We start from the raw sequence: 18,272 nt of genomic DNA on the forward strand, positions 1-18,272 counted from the left end.
TCCGCCTCCCGCCCCGGCCGGCGCTGGCGGGAAGCCGCCAGGACGCCTTTCCGCCACGACCGCTCAACCCCCGTGCACCACACGGCACATGACACTCGTCCCAGCACTCGACGCGCTCGACACGAGAAGAGGCGTGGATGACCAGAGGACCAGTCAGACGCGGGGCGGCCCTGCTGTCGGCGGGGCTTGTGATCGCCCTGTTGCCGAACGGGCCGGCGGTCGCGCGGCAGGCCGTCACCGCGGCACGGCGCACCCCGGACACCGCCACCACCGTCACCCTCGTCACCGGCGACAAGGTGACCGTCACCGACCTGGGGCAGGGGCGGAAGACGGTCACCGTGCGGCGGCCCCGAGGGGCCACCGGTGCCGTGCGGACCCAGGTGAACGGCGGTGAGATCACCGTCGTACCGGACGAGGCGCGGCCCTACCTGCGGGCCGGCAGCCTGGACCGGCGGCTGTTCGACGTGAGCGGGCTCATCCGGCAGGGGCTCACCGACACCAAGGCGGACGCGTTGCCGCTGATCGTGACCTACGGCAAGGGCTCGCGTGCCGCCACCCCGGCCGGCGCCGAGCGGACCCGGTCGCTGCCCAGCCTGCGCGGGGCCGCCGTCGAGGCCGCCCGGGGGCGGACCTTCTGGCAGTCCTTCACCCGCCACGGGAGCGTGGCCAAGGTCTGGCTCGACGGGCGCGTCAAGGCCGACATGGCCGAGAGCAACGCCCAGATCGGGACGGCGTCCGGCTGGGACGCGGGCCTCACCGGCAAGGGCGTCACGGTCGCCGTGCTGGACACCGGCGCCGATCCGACCCACCCCGACCTGCTGGACCGCGTCACCGACAGCCGGAGCTTCATCGAGGGCGAGGAGGTCGCCGACCGCAACGGCCACGGCACCCATGTCACCTCCACCGTCGGCGGCAGCGGTGCCGCCTCCGACGGCAAGGAGCGGGGCGTCGCGCCCGGGGCCACGCTCGCGGTCGGCAAGGTGCTCAGCGACCAGGGCTCGGGCAGCGAGTCGCAGATCATCGCGGGCATGGAGTGGGCGGCGCGCGACGTGCACGCCCGGGTGATCTCCATGAGCCTGGGCTCGACCGAGGCCAGCGACGGCACCGACCCCATGGCGCGGGCCGTGGACACCCTCTCCGCGGAGACCGGCGCCCTCTTCGTCGTCGCGGCCGGCAACACCGGCGCCCCCTCCTCCATAGGCTCGCCGGGTGCCGCCGACGCCGCCCTCACCGTCGGCGCGGTGGACTCCGGCGACCAGGCGGCCTACTTCACCAGCGCGGGACCCCGGTACGGCGACAACGCCCTCAAGCCGGACCTCTCGGCGCCCGGTGTCGGCATCCTCGCCGCCCGCTCCGGGCTCGTGGAGGGCAGCGGGCCGTACACCACGATGAGCGGCACCTCCATGGCGACACCGCACGTCGCCGGGGTGGCCGCCCTGCTCGCCCAGGCCCACCCGGACTGGTCCGGCGCCCGGCTGAAGGACGCGCTGATGTCCACCTCCACGCGGCTGGACGCGTCCCCGTACGTGCTCGGCGCCGGGCGGGTCAGCGTGCCGGACGCCGTCAAGGCCGGCATCACCGCCACCGGCAGCGCCGACCTCGGCTTCCACGCCTGGCCGTACGACGCGGACAAGCCGGTCACCCGCACCCTCACCTACCGCAACTCCTCCGACGCGGACGTCCGGCTGACGCTGGCCGTCGAGGGCGGACCGGAGGGTCTCGCCACCCTCGCCGACTCCTCCCTGACCGTCCCCGCGCACGGCACCGCCTCCACCACCGTCACCGGCGACGGCGCGAAGGCTCCGGTCGGCGAGAGCGGCGGGCAGGTCGTGGCCTCCGCGCCGGACGGCACCCCCCTCGCGCACACCGTGTTCGGGCTGGTCAAGGAGGAGGAGCGGTACACGCTCACCGTCCACGTCAAGGACCGCGCGGGCGCGGCCACCGCGGCCGACCTCGCCGTGCAGCGGCTCGCCGCGGGCGAGGACGCCCAGCCCGCGCACGTCGGCGACTCCGGCACCCTGAAGCTGCGCCTGAAGCCGGGCACGTACAGCCTGACCTCCTTCCTCGACGTGCGCGGCAGCCACGGCGCCGACTCGCTCGGCCTCGGCTTCCTCGCCGCCCCCGAGATCACCCTCGACCGGGACCGGGACGTCACCCTCGACGGACGGAAGCTGCGGGAGGTGAGGGCGGACGTCCGCCGGCGCACCGAGACCCGGCAACTGCTCATGGAGTACGACCGGACGGCGAACGGCGCCGACCTGTTCGGCGCGGTGCAGGTGCCGCTCACCTACGACAGCGTCTTCGCCGCGCCCACCGCCAAGGTCACCGAGGGCTCCTTCGAGTACCGGACCGTGTGGCGGCTCGCCAAGCCGCTGCTGGAGGTCAGGGGGATCGGCGAGGCCACCGTGCAGGCGGGCGGCTCGCTCACCGAGGGCCGCACGAGGCTGCCGCTGACCGACGTCGGCGACGGGCCGGTCACCGGGGCCCGGGGCAAGGCGGTGCTCGCGCATCTGGCCGACGGCGCCGACCCGGCCGCGCTGGCCCAGGCGGCCCAGGACGCGGGCGCGAAGGCGCTGTTCGTCACGGACGACGCCCCCGGCCGGCTGATGGCCTGGTGGGGCACCGACGACAACGCCGACCGGCCGTTGCAGATCGCCACCGTGGGCGCGGCGGACGCGGCCAGGCTGCGGGCGGCCGGCACGGTCGACATGACCGGCACCCGCAACTCCCCGTACGTGTACGACCTCTCCGAGGGGCACCCGGGCGCGATCCCGGACCGGGACCTCACCTACGCGCCCTCCGGCCGTCAACTGGCCGCCGTGCACACCCGGTTCCACGCCGCGGAGCCGGTGAGCGGCGGTGAGTTCCGGTACTCGATCACCGGTGCCTTCCCCATGGGCCTCGGCTTCCAGGAGCGCGTCGACCTGCCCGCCGAGCGCACCGACTACGTCTCCACCGGCCCCGGCCAGCTCTGGCACGAGTCCGTCACCCTCCGGGACGGTGCGCTGGAGGAACGCGGCGGACTGGTGCGCTACGACGGCGGATCACGGCCGGAGCAGGACTGGTTCCGCCCGGTGTGGCACCCGTGGCTGGGCACCGGTCTCGGCTGGGGACAGCAACGCGCGGGAAATCAAATCCAGTTGAACACCCCCGGCTGGGGCGACTCCGGCCCCGACCACACCGGCTTCGGCGACGTGTGGAGCGAGGGCAGCGGGATGACCCAGACCACCGCCGTCCACCTGGACGGCACGCTCGTCGACCGGCGTGCCGGCTCCGGCGCCTATGTGTGGGACGCGCCCGCCGACGAGCACACCTACAAGGTGGTCACCGACACCGCCCTCGACCCCGGCCTCTGGAAACCCGGCACCGAGGGCCACAGCGAGTGGACGTTCCGGTCGGCGGTCACCCCGGAGGACCGCTGGACCTATCTGCCGCTGATCAACCTCGCGTTCGACGTCGACACCGACCTCGCCGGCACGGTGCCCGCCGGGCACCGCGTACCGGTCGGGATCGCCGCCTCGTACGTGGCGAAGGCCGCCGGCACCGGCACCCTCGGCGGCGGCCGGCTCGAGGTGTCCTACGACGGCGGCACCACCTGGCGCACGGTCCCGCTCACCGCGGACCGCGACGCCTCCTGGCACGGCACCCTGGCCGTGCCCCGCGACGCCGCCCAGGTCTCCCTGCGGGCCTCGGCCCACGACGACCGGGGCGGCTCGGTCACCCAGGAGATCATCCGGGCGGTGGGGGTGCGGTAGCCGCCGGAGCGGGGGCGGTTCACGGGCCGCCCCCGCTCCGCGGGCCGGTACGCGGGCCTCAGGGACCGGGGTGGTACATCATGCCCCGGATCACGCCAAGCTCCACCAGATCCTGGGGGCGGATGCGCAGTTGACCCGCGGTCGCCTCCACCTCCGCGGGCGGGCGCTTCAGGATGGCCGCCGCCAGTTCCGGGGCGATCACCGAGAAGTAACTGTCCGGGGTGGCCCAGGTGTTGCCGGGCGCGGCCAGCGCGAGTGCCCCGCCGGAGCCGCCCTCGCCGATGACCAGCGTGGTGACCGGCACCCGGGCGGCCGCCACCGCGCCGAACACCTCGGCGATCGCGGCCCCGGCTCCCTGCCGCTCGGCCTCGGCGTCGTTGGCCGCACCCGGCGTGTCCACCAGGGTCAGCACCGGGATGTCCAGCCGGTCCGCGAGCCGGATCAGCCGGGCCGCGGTCCGGTACCCGGCGGGCCGGGTCGCCGCCCCCGTCTGCGCCGCGTAGGCCACCGTACGGCCGTCCCGCTCGCCGAAGCCGCACAGCATGCCCTCGGGGTCGCTGCCGCCGCAGCGGTCACCGTGGAGGGCCACCCGGTGGGTGAAGCAGGCGTCCAGATACGCCTGGGCGCGCGGCCGTTCGGGGGCACGGGCCCGTACGACGGCCTCCCAGCCGGTGTCCGGGAGGGCGGGCGCGCCCAGGGCGTGCGGCGCCGGGGCCTCCCGCGCCGGGGTGGTGAGCAGCCTGAGCCAGCGCCCCAGCGTCTCCCGCAGCTCCGTCGGCGGCACCACCGCGTCCGCCGACCCCGCGGTCACCTGAGCCTCCGCCGTGTAGGCGGCCGGGTCCGCGTCCGGCGGTCGTACCCGGGACCCGGCGAAGCCCACCTGGGCTCCCGGGAGCGCCAGGATCACGTCGGCCCCCGCGCCCAGGGTGGCCCAGCCGCCGCCGGTCGTGGGGTCCCGCAGGACCGCGATCTGCGGCAGCCCCGCCTCCCGGGTGAGCGCCGACTCGCGGGCCACCCGCTGGAGCTGGGTCAGCGCGAGCATGCCCTCCTGCATCCGGCTGCCGCCGGTGGCGACCAGCGGCACGACCGGCAGCCGGTGGGCGCGGGCATGCCGGTATGCGGCCTCCAGCCGGTCGCCGGTGCGCTCGCCGAGGGAGCCGCCGAGGAAGCCGAACTCGAACGCGATCAGTACGGCCCGGGTGCCGCAGACGTCCGCGGTGCCGCACACCACGGACTCCTCCTCGCCGGTGCGTTCGGCGGCAGCGGCGCGCGCGGCGTCGTAACCCTCCCAGGCGAGCGGGCCGTCGGTCTCGTAGGTCCTTATGGCGGAGGGGAGTTCGTGGAAACTCGCCTCGTCCGCGACCAGCGCGAGGATCTCCCGTGCCGACAGCCGCTCAGGCATCGGCCACCAGCTCCCGCTTCATGATCTTCCCCATCTCGTTGCGGGGGAGGGCGTCCAGGTGACGGACCACGCGCGGGCGCTTGTGCGGGGCGAGCCGCCGGGCCACGTGGTCGGCCAGCTCCGCGTCGGAGGGCGGCGCCTGCGGGTCCGAGGGGACGATCCACGCCACGATCCGCTCGCCCAGGTCCGCGTCCGGCTCCCCGGTGACCGCCGCCTCCCGCACCCCCGGATGCTCCAGCAGCGCGTTCTCGATCTCTCCCGCCCCGATCTTGTAACCGCCGCTCTTGATCAGGTCGGTGGCCTTGCGGCCGACGATGCGGACGTAGCCGTCGGACTCGCGCACCGCCATGTCGCCGGTGCGGAACCAGCCGTCGGCGGTGAACGCGGCGGCGGTGGCGTCGGGCCGGTGGAGGTACTCGGTGAACAGGTTCGGGCCGCGCACCTGGATCTCGCCGACGCTCTCCCCGTCGTACCCGGTGATCGGCGTCCCGTCCTCCTCCACCAGACGCAGTTCCACGCCCGGCAGCGGCACCCCGACCGTCCCGGCCCTGGCCTCGCCGTCGGCCCGCACGCTCGTGTTCATCAGTGTCTCGGTCATGCCGTACCGCTCGATGACCCGGCGGCCGGTCGCGGCCGCGATCCGCTCGTGGTCGTGCACGGGCAGCGCGGCCGAGCCGGAGACCAGCAGCCGGGCCCCGGCGAGCGCCTTGGCCAGCTCCGGGTCGCCGGGCAGGGCCTCGGCGATGCGGTGGTACATCGTCGGCACCCCGAACAGCATGGTCGCGCCGTCGTTCAGCTCGCGTGCCACGCCCTCGGTGCTGAACCGCCCCAGGTGCCGCACGGAGCCGGCCCGGCGCAGCGGACCGAGGGTGCCCAGCACCAGCCCGTGCACATGGAACAGGGGCAGCCCGTGCACCAGCACGTCCCGCTCGGTCCACTGCCAGGCGTCGGCGAGCGCGTCCAGCGTCGCGGCCAGGGCCCGGCGCGGGACGACCGCGCCCTTGGGCGGGCCCGTGGTGCCGGAGGTGTAGACGACGAGCGCGGGGTCGCCGTCCCCGGCCCGTTCCCCGGGCAGCGGGGCGGTGCCGCGGGCGTCGACGTCCAGCCGCTCCAAGTGATCCAGCGCGGACGGGAGTTGCGCACCGGGTGCGGCCAGGACCAGGCTCGGCGCGCTGTCGGAGACGATGTGCGCCAGTTCCTTGTCGCCCGACTTCGGGTTGAGCGGCACCGCGGCGACCCCGGCGAGCAGCGCGCCGGTCACCGCGACGGCGGTCTCCAGCTCCGGGGTCGCCCACACGGCGACCCGGCCGGCACCGCTCAGACGCGCGGCGACCGCACCCGCGGCGCCCGCGAGCGCGCCGTACGTCAGCGACCGCTCGCCGAACCGCAGGGCGACCTTCCCCCGGACTTCGTCCGGGGGAACCCCCATATCGCTGCGCTTGCCCGGACCGTCCACCAGGGCGGGAAAGAGGGAGGACACGCGGCGCACTCCTAGGACTCGGGGCTTCGGTCCTCCCTTCCTACACCAGCCGCCGCGTTCCCACGACGGCGCTCAGATCCGCAGCGAGCCGCAGCTCGGCCGAACGCAGCGCGGGATGCCCGAGCCAGTGCAGCCGCGCCCGGTCCACCACGCCCTCGTGCAGCGGCGGCCAGCAGGTTGCCGGGGTGAAGTCGTCGACGACGACCGTCCCGCCGGGCGCGAGCAGCTCCGCCACGTCGGCCGGTTCGTCCCCGGGCACCTTGCCCTGCCCGCCCCCGTCGAGGACGAGCAGGTCGAACGGGCCGTGCTCCGCGATCCGCCGCCAGTCACCGGTGAGCACGGTGACCCCGGGCCGGTCCGCGAAGACCCCGGCGGCGAGCCGCGCCCGCTCGGGGTCCCGCTCCACGCTGTACAGCCGCACGCCCGGCCGGGCCCCGGAGGCCAGCCAGGCCAGCCCCACCCCGAGCCCGGTGCCGGTCTCCCCGATCCGGGCCCCGGCCCCGCCCGCCAGCGTGTGCAGCAGGCGGCCCTGCTCGGGCCGGCAGGAGTGGGGGAAGCCGTGGGCGCGGGCGGCGGCCAGGGCGTCCCGCACGAGGGGCGGGAGCCCGGCCGCACCGCTGTACGCGTCAGTGCCGTCGGTCGCCATACGGCACTTCTAGCCGACCGGGATCGACGGCGCGGCGGAAAGGACGACATCGGCCACGACACAGCTCACGTTGTCGGGGCCGCCCGCCGCGTTGGCCGCGTCGATCAGGGCTCGTACGGCTCGCTCGGGGTCCGGCTCACCGGCGAGCAGCTCCTTGATCCGCGCGTCGGCCACGACCCCCGTCAGGCCGTCCGAGCACAGCAGGTACCGGTCGCCCGCCCGGGCCTCCTGCAGCCGCAGATCGGCGGCCGGCGCCGAATCGCCGATCCCGAGCGCCTTCAGCAGCAGGGCGCGCTGCGGGTGCGTCTCCGCCTCCTCGGGGCTCAGCCGCCCCTCGTCGATCAGCGACTGCACGACGCTGTGGTCGTGGCTGATCCGGAACAGCCCGCCGTCCCGCAGCAGGTACGCCCGCGAGTCCCCGATGTGCACGAGCGCCAGCTTCGAGCCCGTCCACAGCAGCGCCGTCAGCGTGGTGCCGGCCTCCGGGCTGCCGTCCGCCAGGTCCCGTACGGCCTCGCCGGCCGAACGCACCGCGTCCTCCAGCAGGTTCAGCACATCGCCGGCGCCCGGTTCCTCGCCCTCGTCCAGGAACCTCAGTGCCTCGACGGCCGCGCTGCTCGCGGGCGCCCCCGCCGGGCCGAACCCGTCGGCGACGGCGAGCAGCCTGCGGCCCGCGTACACGGAGTCCTGGTTGGACGGGCGGACGTGCCCGCGGTCGGAGTGGGCGGAATAACGCAGTTCCAGCATGGTGGTGTGGTCCCTTCTCGACTCTTCGGTCAGCTGGTCCACGAGGAAAGCGGCGAGATCCCGTCGTACGGCCGTCTCCGCCTCGACCCGCGCCCAGTACGCCCGGACCTCGTGCGCGGCATCGGCCGCGTCCAGGGCGCACACCGCGCGGATCTCGGCCAGCGGCATGCCAAGCCGGCGCAGCCAGGCCACGAGCCGGGCCCGCCGCAGCTGCTCCACGGCGTAGTACCGGTAGCCGGTGCCCGGGTCGACCCGGGCGGGCCGCAGCAACTCCAGCTCGTCGTACAGCCGCAGCGCCTTCGGCGACAGCCGGCTCGCCTTGGCGAAGGCGCCGATCGTCAGCAGCTCCATACGGACCTCAGCTCCACAGGTATCCCGTCGTCAGGACAACGCCGTCTGCACAACGCCGTCCGGAGAACGCCGTCCGGAGAACGCCGTCCGGACAACGCCGTTCGGGAGAACGCCGCGTTCCTCGCTTCCGCCACCGATGCTGGGGCTTCCCCAAAGGTGAAGGTCAAATGGGCTGTCCCGGTTCCCGGCGCGGTTGTTAGCCTCGCAACTGATCGAACCGCCGTACGACCAGGGAGCCCGCCGTGCCCCGTATCGCCCTCGCCACCTACGACCCCGGCGACCGGCCGAGCAAGGACCGCGACCTGCCGGTGCTGGTGCGCGCCCTGCGGGAGGCGGGGGCCGACGCGGAGGCCCGGTACTGGGACGACCCGGCTGCCGACTGGGGCGGCTACGACCTCGTCCTCATCCGCTCGACCTGGGACTACAGCTGGCGCGCCGGGGAGTTCGGGGCGTGGGTGGAGCGCGTCGCCGGCCTGACCCGGCTGGCCAACCCGGCCGCGGTGGTCCGCTGGAACTCCGACAAGCGCTACCTCGGCGAGCTGGCGGCGGCCGGCGTGCCGACCGTCGAGACCCGCTACATCGCCCCCGGCGAGCCGGCCGAGCTGCCCGACGGACACGAGTACGTGATCAAGCCGACCTCCGGCGCGGGCGCCCGGTTCGCCGCCCGCTACACGCCGGACCGGCACGGGACGGCCGTGGCGCAGCTCGCGCGGATGCACGCGGAGGGCTTCACCGCGATGGTGCAGCCGTACCTGCGGAACATAGACGTCAGCGGGGAACGGGCGCTGCAGTTCTTCGGCGGGCGCCTGCTGCACGCCAGCCGCAAGGGCGCCGTCCTCGCGCCCGGCACCCCGTACGACGCCGACAAGGTGGCCCACCCGGAGTTGGAGCCGTGGCAGCCCACGGACGCCGAACTCGCCGTGGCCGAGAAGGCGCTGGCGTCCGTCCCCGGCGCCCCCGGACTGCTGTACGCGCGCGTGGACCTCGTCGACGGCGAGGACGGCCTGCCCCGGGTGATGGAGCTGGAACTGGTGGAGCCGAACCTCTTCCTCTTCCTGCACCCCGCCTCCCTGCCCCATGTCACGGAGGCGATCCTGGCGGCGGCGGGGGCCCAGGGGCTCTCGCACCGGCTCTAGGACCCCGCGAGCCCGGCCGTGGCCCGGCAGGCGTCGGCGTAGGCCCGGACCAGGGGCCGGTCCCCGTCCTCACGGCGCCAGGCCAGGGCGTAGCGGCTGGGCCCGATGCCCCGGACCGGGCGGGTGGTGACCCCCTCCCGGGTGATCAGCGGGGCGTTCCCCGCGGCCACCAGGCAGATGCCCAGCCCGGAGACGAGTGCCTCGTACGTCTCCTCGGCCCCGGCGATCTCCGCTCCGACGCGCGGTGCGCGGCCCGCGCGGGCGTCCAGCGCGAGCCAGTAGTCGCGCAGCGGGCCGGCGCTCTTCGGCAGGGCGAGGAACGGTTCGTCGAGCAGGTCCGCGAAGTCGATCCCGCCGCGGGCGGCGAGCGGATGCGTGTCGGGAAGGGCGACCAGGCGGGGCTCCTCGGCGAGCACCGTCCAGGCATAGCGCTCCTCGCCGGGCAGCGGGAGCCAGACGAAGGCGACGTCCGCGCTGCCGTCGGCCAGGCCCGCCGTCGGGTCGTCCCAGCTCACCTGGCGCAGCCGTGTGGTGGCCCGGGGATGCGCGGCGGTGAAGCGGGAGCGGATGGCCGGCAGCATCCCGCCCCGGCCCGGGCTGGTGCTCATGCCCACCACGAGCGTGCTGCTGTGTGCCGCCTTCGCCGCCTCCACCGCCGCGGTGCCCTCCGCGAGGGCGGCCAGCACCCGCCGGGCGTGCGGCAGCAGCGCCTCGCCGGCCGCCGTGAGTGCCACCCCGTGCCGGTCGCGGCGCAGCAGCTCGGCCCCCAACCGCCCTTCCAGGGACCGGATCTGCTTGCTGAGGGCGGGCTGGGACACGTACAGCCGCTCGGCTGCCCGGGTGAAGTGCAGTTCTTCGGCGACCGCGACGAAGTAGCGCAGGTCCCGGGAATGGACGTCCGTCGTCATGACCGTTGGTTATCACCGAAGGTCTTGGACGCGCAACGGCCTCCCCCGGCAGGCTGTTCCACGTCAGGAAGCGGTAACGCGAAGAACGTGATCTCACGGGGAGTCGACATGAACAAGGTGTGGCTGGTGACCGGCGCGAGCAGTGGTTTCGGGCGGGCGATCACGGAGGCGGCGCTCGCCGCCGGGGACGTGGTGATCGGCGCCGCCCGGCGCCCGGAGGCGCTGGCCGGTCTGGTGGCCGCGCATCCCGACCAGGTGGAGGCGCTGCGGCTGGACGTGACGGACGGGGCCGCGATCGAGGCGGCCGTGCGCGACGTGGTGGCGCGGCACGGGCGGATCGACGTGCTGGTCAACAACGCGGGGCGCACCCACGTGGGTGCCGTCGAGGAGACCACGGACCAGGAGCTGCGGGACCTCTTCGAACTGCACTTCTTCGGCCCGGCGGCCCTGGTGCGGGCGGTGCTGCCGCACATGAGGGAGCGGCGCTCGGGCGCGATCGTGCAGATGAGCAGCATGGGCGGGCAGATGTCCTTCGCGGGTTTCGGGGCCTACAGCGGGACGAAGTTCGCGCTGGAGGGCATGTCCGAGGCGCTCGCCGACGAGGTGCGCGAGTTCGGAATCAAGGTGCTGATCGTGGAGCCGGGCGGGTTCCGGACCTCGCTGATGGAGGCCGCCCGGGCCGGTGTCAGCGCGGACAGCGGGCTGTACGCCAAGGTGGCCGAGACCCGCGGCATGGTCGCGGGCGGCGACGGCACGCAGCCCGGCGACCCGGCCAAGGCCGCGGCCCTCATCCTCGCCGCGCTGGAGGCGGAGCGGACCCCGCTGCGGCTGCCGCTCGGCGACGACGGGGTGAGCGCCGTGCTGGCCCACCTCGACCAGGTCCGTGAGGATGTCGCCGGCTGGGAGAAGCGGTCCAGGGCCATGGCCTTCGACGACTGAGCCGGTCTCAGTCCCGGACCGCCGTCCGCTGGAGCAGTCCCCAGGTGAACTCGGCGACCACCTCGTGCCGGACGCCGTCCCGGCCGGGTGCCGAGAAGGCCAGACCCCACCGGGTGGGGGCCGTGCCTTCCAGCGGACGGGCCGGGGCGAAGGCACGGGCGGCCTCGTCGACCGTGCAGGACCACGGGGCGAGGTCCTCCAGGGTGCGCAGGGCGGGGGCGGGCGCGTCGGGCGCGCGCACCAGCCATTCGTTCCAGACCGCGCCGTCGGGGGAGACCAGCACCTCGAAGCGCAGGTCCGGCCAGAGCGGCAGCGGCCACCGCCAGGCCTCGCAGTCGACGTCCCCGAGGCGGCGCGGGAGCACCGACTCCGGCTCGCCCAGCACGGAGCGGTAGCGGGCGGCCGCGGACCGGGACCTGGGGGAGCGGACCATCGCCTGCCAGCGCTTGTTGGCCTCCCGCATCTCCGCGACGGACGCCCCGAGCCGCCGCCGGGCCTCGTCGACCAGGTCCGGATTGTGGTCGGCCATGCGGCGCAGCAGCACGAGCTGGAAGTCGAGACGCATGGCACCCATGGTGCCGTGGAGGCGGTCGGCCCATTGCCCGGGCAACCCCGCATGGCTAGCCTGTGTTCGTCATGCCGATCGCCTGTTGAAATCTCGAACACAGGCGCTTAACCCAAGGGAGGGGGCCGGACGTGGGACGCCTCGTGCCTGCCGTGACCCGGGCTCTCGACATTCTTGAGCTGTTCCTCGACGGTGACGGGACGCTCTCCGCCCCCGACATCGTGCGCAAGCTGCAACTGCCGCGCACCACCGTGCACGAGCTGGTCACCACGCTCGCCGCACGCTCGTACATCGTGCCCGTGCCGGGACAGCCCGGACGGTACCGGCTCGGGGTGCGCCCGTACCAGCTCGGCAGCCGGTACGCCGAGCAGCTCGACCTGGCGGCCGAGGGTCAGCAGGTGGCCCGCTCGGTGGCGGAGACCTGCGACGAGACGGTCCACGTGGCCATCCTCGAGGGCACCGACGTCATCTACATCGCCAAGGTCGACTCCACGCACGCCGTGCGCATGGTGTCGGCCGCCGGCCGCCGGCTGCCCGCCCACTGCACCTCCGTCGGCAAGATGCTGCTGGCCTCGCTGCCCGAGCCGGAGCTGACCTCGCGCATACCGGACGGCGCCGGGCTGACCGCGATGACGCCCAACAGCATCACCGATCCCGGCGCGCTGCGCGAGGCCCTCGCGGAGATCCGGGAGCGGGGCATCGCGGTGGAGAGCCGTGAGTCCAACCCGGACGTGTCCTGTGTGGCGGCCCCGGTGCGCGACCGCGCCGGAAGGGTGGTCGCCGCGCTGTCCATCTCGGTCCCCATGATCCGCTGGAGCGAGGAGCGCCGGGCCGAACTGGAGCAACTGGCCGCCAAGGGCGCGGCGGAGCTGTCCGAGCGGCTGGGCCACCGGGGGACGGCGTGAGGGCCGGCTCCGGGACGGCATACGAAGTCGCCGTACGGGCCGAGGCTGAGCTGGGCGAGGGCCCGGCCTGGGATCCGGCCACGGGCCGTCTCCTCTGGGTCGACGTCCTCGGCATGCGCGTGCACACCTACGACCCCTCCACCGGACGCCGCACGGTGCGCACCACCGAACAGCACGTCGGCGCGGCGAAGCCGAGGGCGGGCGGCGGTCTGGTGCTGAACCTGCGGGACGGCGTCGCGCTGCTGGACCCGGACGGCGCCTTGCGCTGGCTGCACCGCGAGCCGGTCCCGGGCCGCCGTGCGAACGACGCGGCGGTGGCCCCCGACGGGTCCCTCTGGGCGGGCACGATGCGGTACGACGAGGCGGCGGGGGGCGGCACGCTGTCCCGTCTGACCGGCGACGGCGACGTGCGGACGGTGCTTCCCGAGGTCACCATCAGTAACGGTCTGGGCTGGAGCCCGGACGGCCGGCTGCTGTACTACGCCGACACCCCGACGCGGCGGGTGGACGTCTTCGACCACGACGCGGAGGGTGCCGTGCGGGGGCGGCGGCCGCTGGTGGAGATCGAGGAGGGGGCGGGGTTCCCGGACGGGCTCACGGTCGACGCGGACGGGTGCGTGTGGGTGGCGCTGTGGGGCGGGGGCGCGGTCCGGCGGTACACACCGGGTGGTGAGCTGGACCTCGTGGTCGAGGTACCGGCGCCGCTGACGACCGCGTGCGCGTTCGGCGGGGCGGACCTGAGCGACCTGTACATCACCACCGCCCGGGTCGGGCTGGAGGCGCCGCATCCGGTCTCCGGGTCGGTGCTGGTGGTGCCGGGGGCCGGGCGGGGGGTGCCGCAGCCGGCGTTCGCGGGGTGAGGCGCCACGCACCCGCACGCGTCGACGCACGGAGACGCACGAGCCACCCACCCCGAAAGGCGCCCATGAGCAAGCGCACCGCCCGCTTCACCCTCGACCCCGCCTTCACCATCGGTGAGGTGAACCCCCGCCTGTTCGGCTCCTTCGTGGAACACCTCGGCCGGTGCGTCTACACGGGCATCTTCGAGCCGGACCACCCCACGGCCGACGCCGAGGGCCTGCGCACCGACGTCCTCGGCCTCGTGCGCGAACTCGGGGTGACGGCGATCCGCTACCCCGGCGGCAACTTCGTCTCCGGCTACCGGTGGGAGGACTCCGTCGGCCCCGCCGGGGACCGCCCCCGCCGGCTCGACCTCGCCTGGCACTCCACCGAGACCAACCGGTTCGGCCTCTCCGAGTACATCGGCTTCCTGCGGAAGATCGGCCCGCGGGCCGAGCCCATGATGGCCGTCAACCTCGGCACCAGGGGCGTCGCCGAGGCCCTGGAACTCCAGGAGTACGCGAACCACCCCGCCGGCACCGCCCTCGCCGACCTGCGCGCCGCCCACGGCGACAAGGAACCCTTCGGCATCCGGCTGTGGTGCCTCGGCAACGAGATGGACGGCCCCTGGCAGACCGGCCACAAGACGGCGCAGGAGTACGGCCGGATCGCGGCCGAGACGGCCCGGGCGATGCGCCGGCTCGACCCCGGCGTCGAGCTGGTCGCGTGCGGCTCCTCCAGCCAGGCCATGCCCACCTTCGCCGCCTGGGAGGCGACGGTCCTCCAGGAGACGTACGAACTCGTCGACCACATCTCCCTGCACGCCTACTACGAGCCCGTCGACGGCGACCTGGACTCCTTCCTCGCCTCCGCGGTCGACATGGAGTCCTTCATCGAGAACGTGGTGGCCACCGCCGACCACGTGGGCGCCCGCCTGAAGTCCAGGAAGAAGATCAACCTCTCCTTCGACGAGTGGAACGTCTGGTACCTCTCCCAGTGGGAGGAGCACGCGCGGACCATCGACCAGGGCGACTGGCCCGAGGCCCCCCGGCTGCTGGAGGACAACTACAGCGTCACCGACGCCGTCGTGTTCGGCTCGCTGCTGATCGCCCTGCTCCGGCACGCCGACCGGGTCACCGTGGCCTGCCTCGCCCAGCTCGTCAACGTGATCGCCCCGATCATGACCGAGCCCGGCGGCCCGGCCTGGCGGCAGACCACGTTCTTCCCGTTCGCGCAGGCCTCCCGGTACGGGCGCGGCGAGGTCCTCGACGTCCGCGTGGACTCGCCGACGTACGAGACCCGCAAGTACGGCGAGACCGACCTGCTGCACGCCACCGCCGTGCGCGCGGCCGACGGCACGGTCACCGTCTTCGCGGTCAACCGCGGCCGCACCGGACCACTGCCGCTCGAAGTGGCCCTGCACTGCCTCGACCTGACCACCGTCACCGAGCACAGCGCCCTCGCGGACGCCGACCCCGACGCCCGCAACACCCTGGACGACCCCGAGCGGGTCACCCCGCACGAGGTCCGGGGCACCGCCCTCACCGACGGCGTCCTCACCGCCGTACTGGAGCCGCTGTCCTGGAACGTGATCCGGCTGGCGTAGCGCCGGGGCTCAGCGGCCGGGGGAGGGCACCGGGGCCACCGGTGCCCCGCCGGCCGCCCGGCCCAGCAGGGTCAGGCCCACCTTGCCCGGGCCGGACTCCGTGGTGAACTCCGAAAGGACCGCCAGCGCCAGGGTGTTGGTGCCACGGGTGCGCAGGATGCCGTTCGGCAGCACGAAGGTGTGCTGCGGGCCGACGTTGTTGATGTACTGGCCCATGTTCCAGCCGTTGAGGAAGATCTGCGCCCGGTAGGCCCGGTACGGGTCGTCCTCCAGGGTCAGGCCGACCGAGGCGTCGATGTCGCCCGGCACGGACAGCCGGAACGTGGTCCGGTACCAGGTCACGCCCTGCCGCCGCTCGGCCCGCGGGAAGCCCGCCGGCTTCCAGTCCCGGTCGGGGAAGCCGGGCAGGTGCCAGCCCTCCCGCTCGCCGAACAGACCGCCGTTGTTCTGCGGCCCGCGCACCGGGTCGGGTGCCGCCTCGCCCTGGATGCGCCACGTCACCTTGGGCGAGGCGCCCTTGAAGAGGGCGGCGGTGAGCCCGCGGGCCACCTTGTGGGTGTCCTGCGCCTTGCCGTCCTGGTCGTGCTGCATGCGCCGGACCAGCACCGACAGCACGTGCTGGCCGGACCCGCGCAGCCGCTCGGCCACCGGGAACACCGCCGTGGCGTCCCAGCTTCCCTTGCGGATGGTGGTGTTCTTGTCCGGCACCGGCATCCGGTGGGTGCCCAGCGGCTCCCCGTCCAGCCATGCCATCAGCAGGCCCTGGGTGCCGGTGGTGTAGGCGAGGGAGACCTCCTCGAGGCCGGCGGCGTCCGTGAAGGTGCCCCGGTACCAGACGTCCCCGTAGTGGAAGCCGTAGTCGTCGGCGAACAGCACCGGCCCGCCCTTCGGGACGGGCGTTTTGCTGTACGAGGTGGTCCGGTCGGCGACCCGCCACTTCGAGTCGTCGAAGTTCGGGCCCGCCTCCGGGTTCTCCGTCCGCATCCGCCAGCCGCCCAGCGCGGGCAGCTTCACCTCCGGCACGGCGGGCAGCAGCCCGGTCGTCATCAGGCTGCCGGACATCGTGACCCGGGTCGGCACCTTGCGCCCGTTCCACACCATGCTCGTGATGCCGCGGGGCCCCCACACCTCCACGCTGGTCGTCCCGGTGACGTCACCCGTCAGATGGACCTCGGAGCCGCGCACCTCGGCGTGGCGCAGCAGCGCCGGGCCGTACACCAGCAGCGTCCCGGACGGGGTGTCGTAGGGGAACATGCGCACCGAGGTGGCGTCGTCCGCGAAGAGCAGCAGCAGCGGGGTGTCGCTCTCGCCCTGCGCGACCGACACCCGGGTCAGGCCGCCCTGTCCGAGGGGCACGTTCACATGCAGCTTGTCGCTCTCGAACGTCCAGGCCGCCTCCGGGTCGAGCCGCATGACCAGCGGCTCGACCGGGCACTTCAGCACCAGCTCCGCCATGTCGTCGCGGCGGCCGGCGAACACGGCGATCTCCTGCCGGCCCGCGGTCAGGCACATCACGGGCTGCGCGGTGCTGTACTTCAGCGTCCGGCTGCCGAGGGAGAGCCCGGTGGTCAGCATGCGGGCGTCGCGCGCGGGCACGGTGATCCGCAGCTTGCCCTCGTGGGTCGGCAGGTCGGTGGTGACCGGGGCCGAGCCGTCGTTGCGGGCCACGTACACATGGCTGCCCGTGTCCGGGTTGGTCAGGTGGTAGACCTTCAGCCTCTCGGCCTCGACGTCGGCCGCCCGGTCCAGCCGGGCGAAGTCGGGCACGCGCTGCAGCAGATGCCCGAGCTGGTGCATCGGGGCGATCTTCTCGGTGACGTTGCGCCCCTCGTCGATGGCCGCCCCGTAGTCGTACGACGTGTAGACGACCGGCGCCGGCAGCCAGCCCCAGGAGGTGCCGCCGAAGGTCATGTACACGTTGTGCAGGGTGATGCCGTTGGCGAGGTTGGTGAGGTAGAAGCGGCGCTCGTAGGCCGAGTCCCGGGTGCGCCGGGACTCCGCGTACCCCTTGCCGTCGAACCAGGCCCCGCCCCACGGGTCGAACCAGCCGCCGCCGAACTCGGGCATGAAACCGGGCGTGTGCGGCGAGGCGGTGGCGCCGCCGGTGAGGCCGCCGGGCCCGTAGTGCCCCCAGTCCGGCGGCACCTGGGCCGGCGAGGGATACCCGTCGAACCCGTAGAGCCAGCCGCCCTTCTCCCCGCCCGTGTCGAACGAGCCGGGGATCCAGTGGCCGTTGCGGCCCTTGTCGTTGTGGAAGAGCGGGACGTCGATCCCGTCGGAGCGGACCTTGCGGTACAGATGGGACATGTAGTCCCGGCCGGTCGCCTCGTCGACGTGGGAGTCGTACTCGTTCTCGATCTGGTAGAGCAGGACCGTGCCCCTGCCCTGGGTGAACAGATGCCGGCGGACGATCCGGTTCACCTGGGTCAGCCACTCGTCGACGTGGCGGAGATAGGCCGGGTCGGCGGTGCGGGCCGTGCCCTTCGCCGCCGTCAGCCAGCCCGGGAAGCCGCCGCCGTCGATCTCCGCGTTGATGTACGGTCCGGGCCGCAGCAGGACGTACAGCCCGGTCTCGGTGGCCATGCGCAGGAACAGGTCGAGGTCCCGCACTCCGGTGAAGTCGTACTCGCCGGGGGCGGGGGAGTGGTAGTTCCACGCCACGTAGATGCTGACGGCGTTGTAGCCGTGCGCCCGCATCTTCTGGAGCACGTCCCGCCACAGGGAGGGGCTGGGCAGCCGGAAGGGGTGCATCTCGCCGGACCACACCACCAGGCGCTTGCCGTCGACCAGGAGCGAGTAGGCGTCGTACCCGATCGTGTGGCGCTCGCCGTCGGCGCCCGGCGGGGCCGGCGCCGGACCGGTGGGCACGCTGCGCGCCGCGAACGCCGAGGGCGCCCCGGGGCCGCCGCTGCCGCCCAGGGCGAAGCCGAGCGCGGCCGAGCCGGCCAGGGCACTGAAGGTACGTCTGCTGAGCGCCAAGGTGGATCCTCCC

General features: G+C 74.1%; 13 protein-coding genes. 6 read left to right on the forward strand and 7 right to left on the reverse strand.

Annotation, left to right across the window (positions count from 1 at the left end):
* Window positions 1-137: 137 nt before the first annotated feature.
* Window positions 138-3,755, forward strand: coding sequence for a S8 family serine peptidase (locus tag AB0924_RS07745; protein ID WP_366910926.1), 3,618 nt, complete (start codon window positions 138-140; stop codon window positions 3,753-3,755).
* A gap of 58 nt (window positions 3,756-3,813) precedes the next feature.
* Here AB0924_RS07745 and AB0924_RS07750 read toward each other — a convergent pair whose 3' ends face one another.
* The 4 genes from AB0924_RS07750 to AB0924_RS07765 form a co-directional block, all read right to left on the reverse strand.
* Window positions 3,814-5,157 carry a carboxyl transferase domain-containing protein gene (locus AB0924_RS07750; protein ID WP_366910927.1) on the reverse strand — a complete coding sequence of 448 codons (1,344 nt, stop codon included), beginning with the start codon at window positions 5,155-5,157 and terminating at the stop codon, window positions 3,814-3,816.
* The gene (locus AB0924_RS07755; protein ID WP_358927377.1) at window positions 5,150-6,586 is read right to left on the reverse strand and encodes an acyl-CoA synthetase; all 1,437 of its coding nucleotides are present in this window, start codon (window positions 6,584-6,586) and stop codon (window positions 5,150-5,152) included. Before AB0924_RS07755 ends, AB0924_RS07750 begins: the two co-directional genes overlap by 8 nt.
* 91 nt (window positions 6,587-6,677) lie before the next feature.
* The gene (locus AB0924_RS07760; RefSeq protein ID WP_366910928.1) at window positions 6,678-7,283 is read right to left on the reverse strand and encodes a class I SAM-dependent methyltransferase; all 606 of its coding nucleotides are present in this window, start codon (window positions 7,281-7,283) and stop codon (window positions 6,678-6,680) included.
* A 9-nt stretch (window positions 7,284-7,292) separates the two neighbouring features.
* A complete protein-coding gene (locus tag AB0924_RS07765; protein WP_358927238.1) occupies window positions 7,293-8,381 on the reverse strand; it encodes a MerR family transcriptional regulator in 1,089 nt (362 codons plus the stop codon).
* 242 nt (window positions 8,382-8,623) lie between these two features.
* Here AB0924_RS07765 and AB0924_RS07770 point away from each other — a divergent pair, with 242 nt between their 5' ends.
* The gene (locus AB0924_RS07770; protein ID WP_366910929.1) at window positions 8,624-9,517 is read left to right on the forward strand and encodes a hypothetical protein; all 894 of its coding nucleotides are present in this window, start codon (window positions 8,624-8,626) and stop codon (window positions 9,515-9,517) included.
* Here AB0924_RS07770 and AB0924_RS07775 read toward each other — a convergent pair.
* Window positions 9,514-10,425: a LysR family transcriptional regulator gene (locus AB0924_RS07775; RefSeq protein ID WP_358927236.1), complete on the reverse strand. Its 912-nt coding sequence runs from the start codon at window positions 10,423-10,425 to the stop codon at window positions 9,514-9,516. The genes AB0924_RS07770 and AB0924_RS07775 overlap by 4 nt on opposite strands.
* A 108-nt stretch (window positions 10,426-10,533) precedes the next feature.
* On the opposite strand from AB0924_RS07775, the gene AB0924_RS07780 reads away from it, so the two are divergent.
* Window positions 10,534-11,364, forward strand: a complete 831-nt coding sequence (locus AB0924_RS07780) for an oxidoreductase (RefSeq protein ID WP_358927235.1) — start codon at window positions 10,534-10,536, stop codon at window positions 11,362-11,364.
* 7 nt (window positions 11,365-11,371) lie between these two features.
* Here AB0924_RS07780 and AB0924_RS07785 read toward each other — a convergent pair whose 3' ends face one another.
* Complete coding sequence (locus AB0924_RS07785; RefSeq protein WP_358927234.1) at window positions 11,372-11,929, reverse strand: hypothetical protein; 558 nt, start codon at window positions 11,927-11,929, stop codon at window positions 11,372-11,374.
* 131 nt (window positions 11,930-12,060) lie between these two features.
* On the opposite strand from AB0924_RS07785, the gene AB0924_RS07790 reads away from it, so the two are divergent.
* The 3 genes from AB0924_RS07790 to AB0924_RS07800 all read left to right on the forward strand — a co-directional run bounded on the left by AB0924_RS07790 (window position 12,061) and on the right by AB0924_RS07800 (window position 15,280).
* On the forward strand, window positions 12,061-12,834 hold the full coding sequence (locus AB0924_RS07790) for an IclR family transcriptional regulator (protein ID WP_358927233.1): 774 nt from the start codon (window positions 12,061-12,063) through the stop codon (window positions 12,832-12,834).
* The gene (locus AB0924_RS07795) at window positions 12,831-13,694 is read left to right on the forward strand and encodes an SMP-30/gluconolactonase/LRE family protein (protein WP_366910930.1); all 864 of its coding nucleotides are present in this window, start codon (window positions 12,831-12,833) and stop codon (window positions 13,692-13,694) included. Before AB0924_RS07790 ends, AB0924_RS07795 begins: the two co-directional genes overlap by 4 nt.
* A 65-nt stretch (window positions 13,695-13,759) precedes the next feature.
* Window positions 13,760-15,280 carry an alpha-N-arabinofuranosidase gene (locus AB0924_RS07800; RefSeq protein WP_366910931.1) on the forward strand — a complete coding sequence of 507 codons (1,521 nt, stop codon included), beginning with the start codon at window positions 13,760-13,762 and terminating at the stop codon, window positions 15,278-15,280.
* Between the two features lie 9 nt (window positions 15,281-15,289).
* Here the strand turns inward: AB0924_RS07800 and AB0924_RS07805 are convergent, their stop codons facing one another.
* Complete coding sequence (locus AB0924_RS07805) at window positions 15,290-18,259, reverse strand: beta-galactosidase (RefSeq protein ID WP_366910932.1); 2,970 nt, start codon at window positions 18,257-18,259, stop codon at window positions 15,290-15,292.
* Window positions 18,260-18,272: the final 13 nt, after the last annotated feature.

This window comes from Streptomyces sp. NPDC047869 (genome assembly GCF_040704065.1).
Taxonomy (GTDB): Bacteria; Actinomycetota; Actinomycetes; order Streptomycetales; family Streptomycetaceae; genus Streptomyces.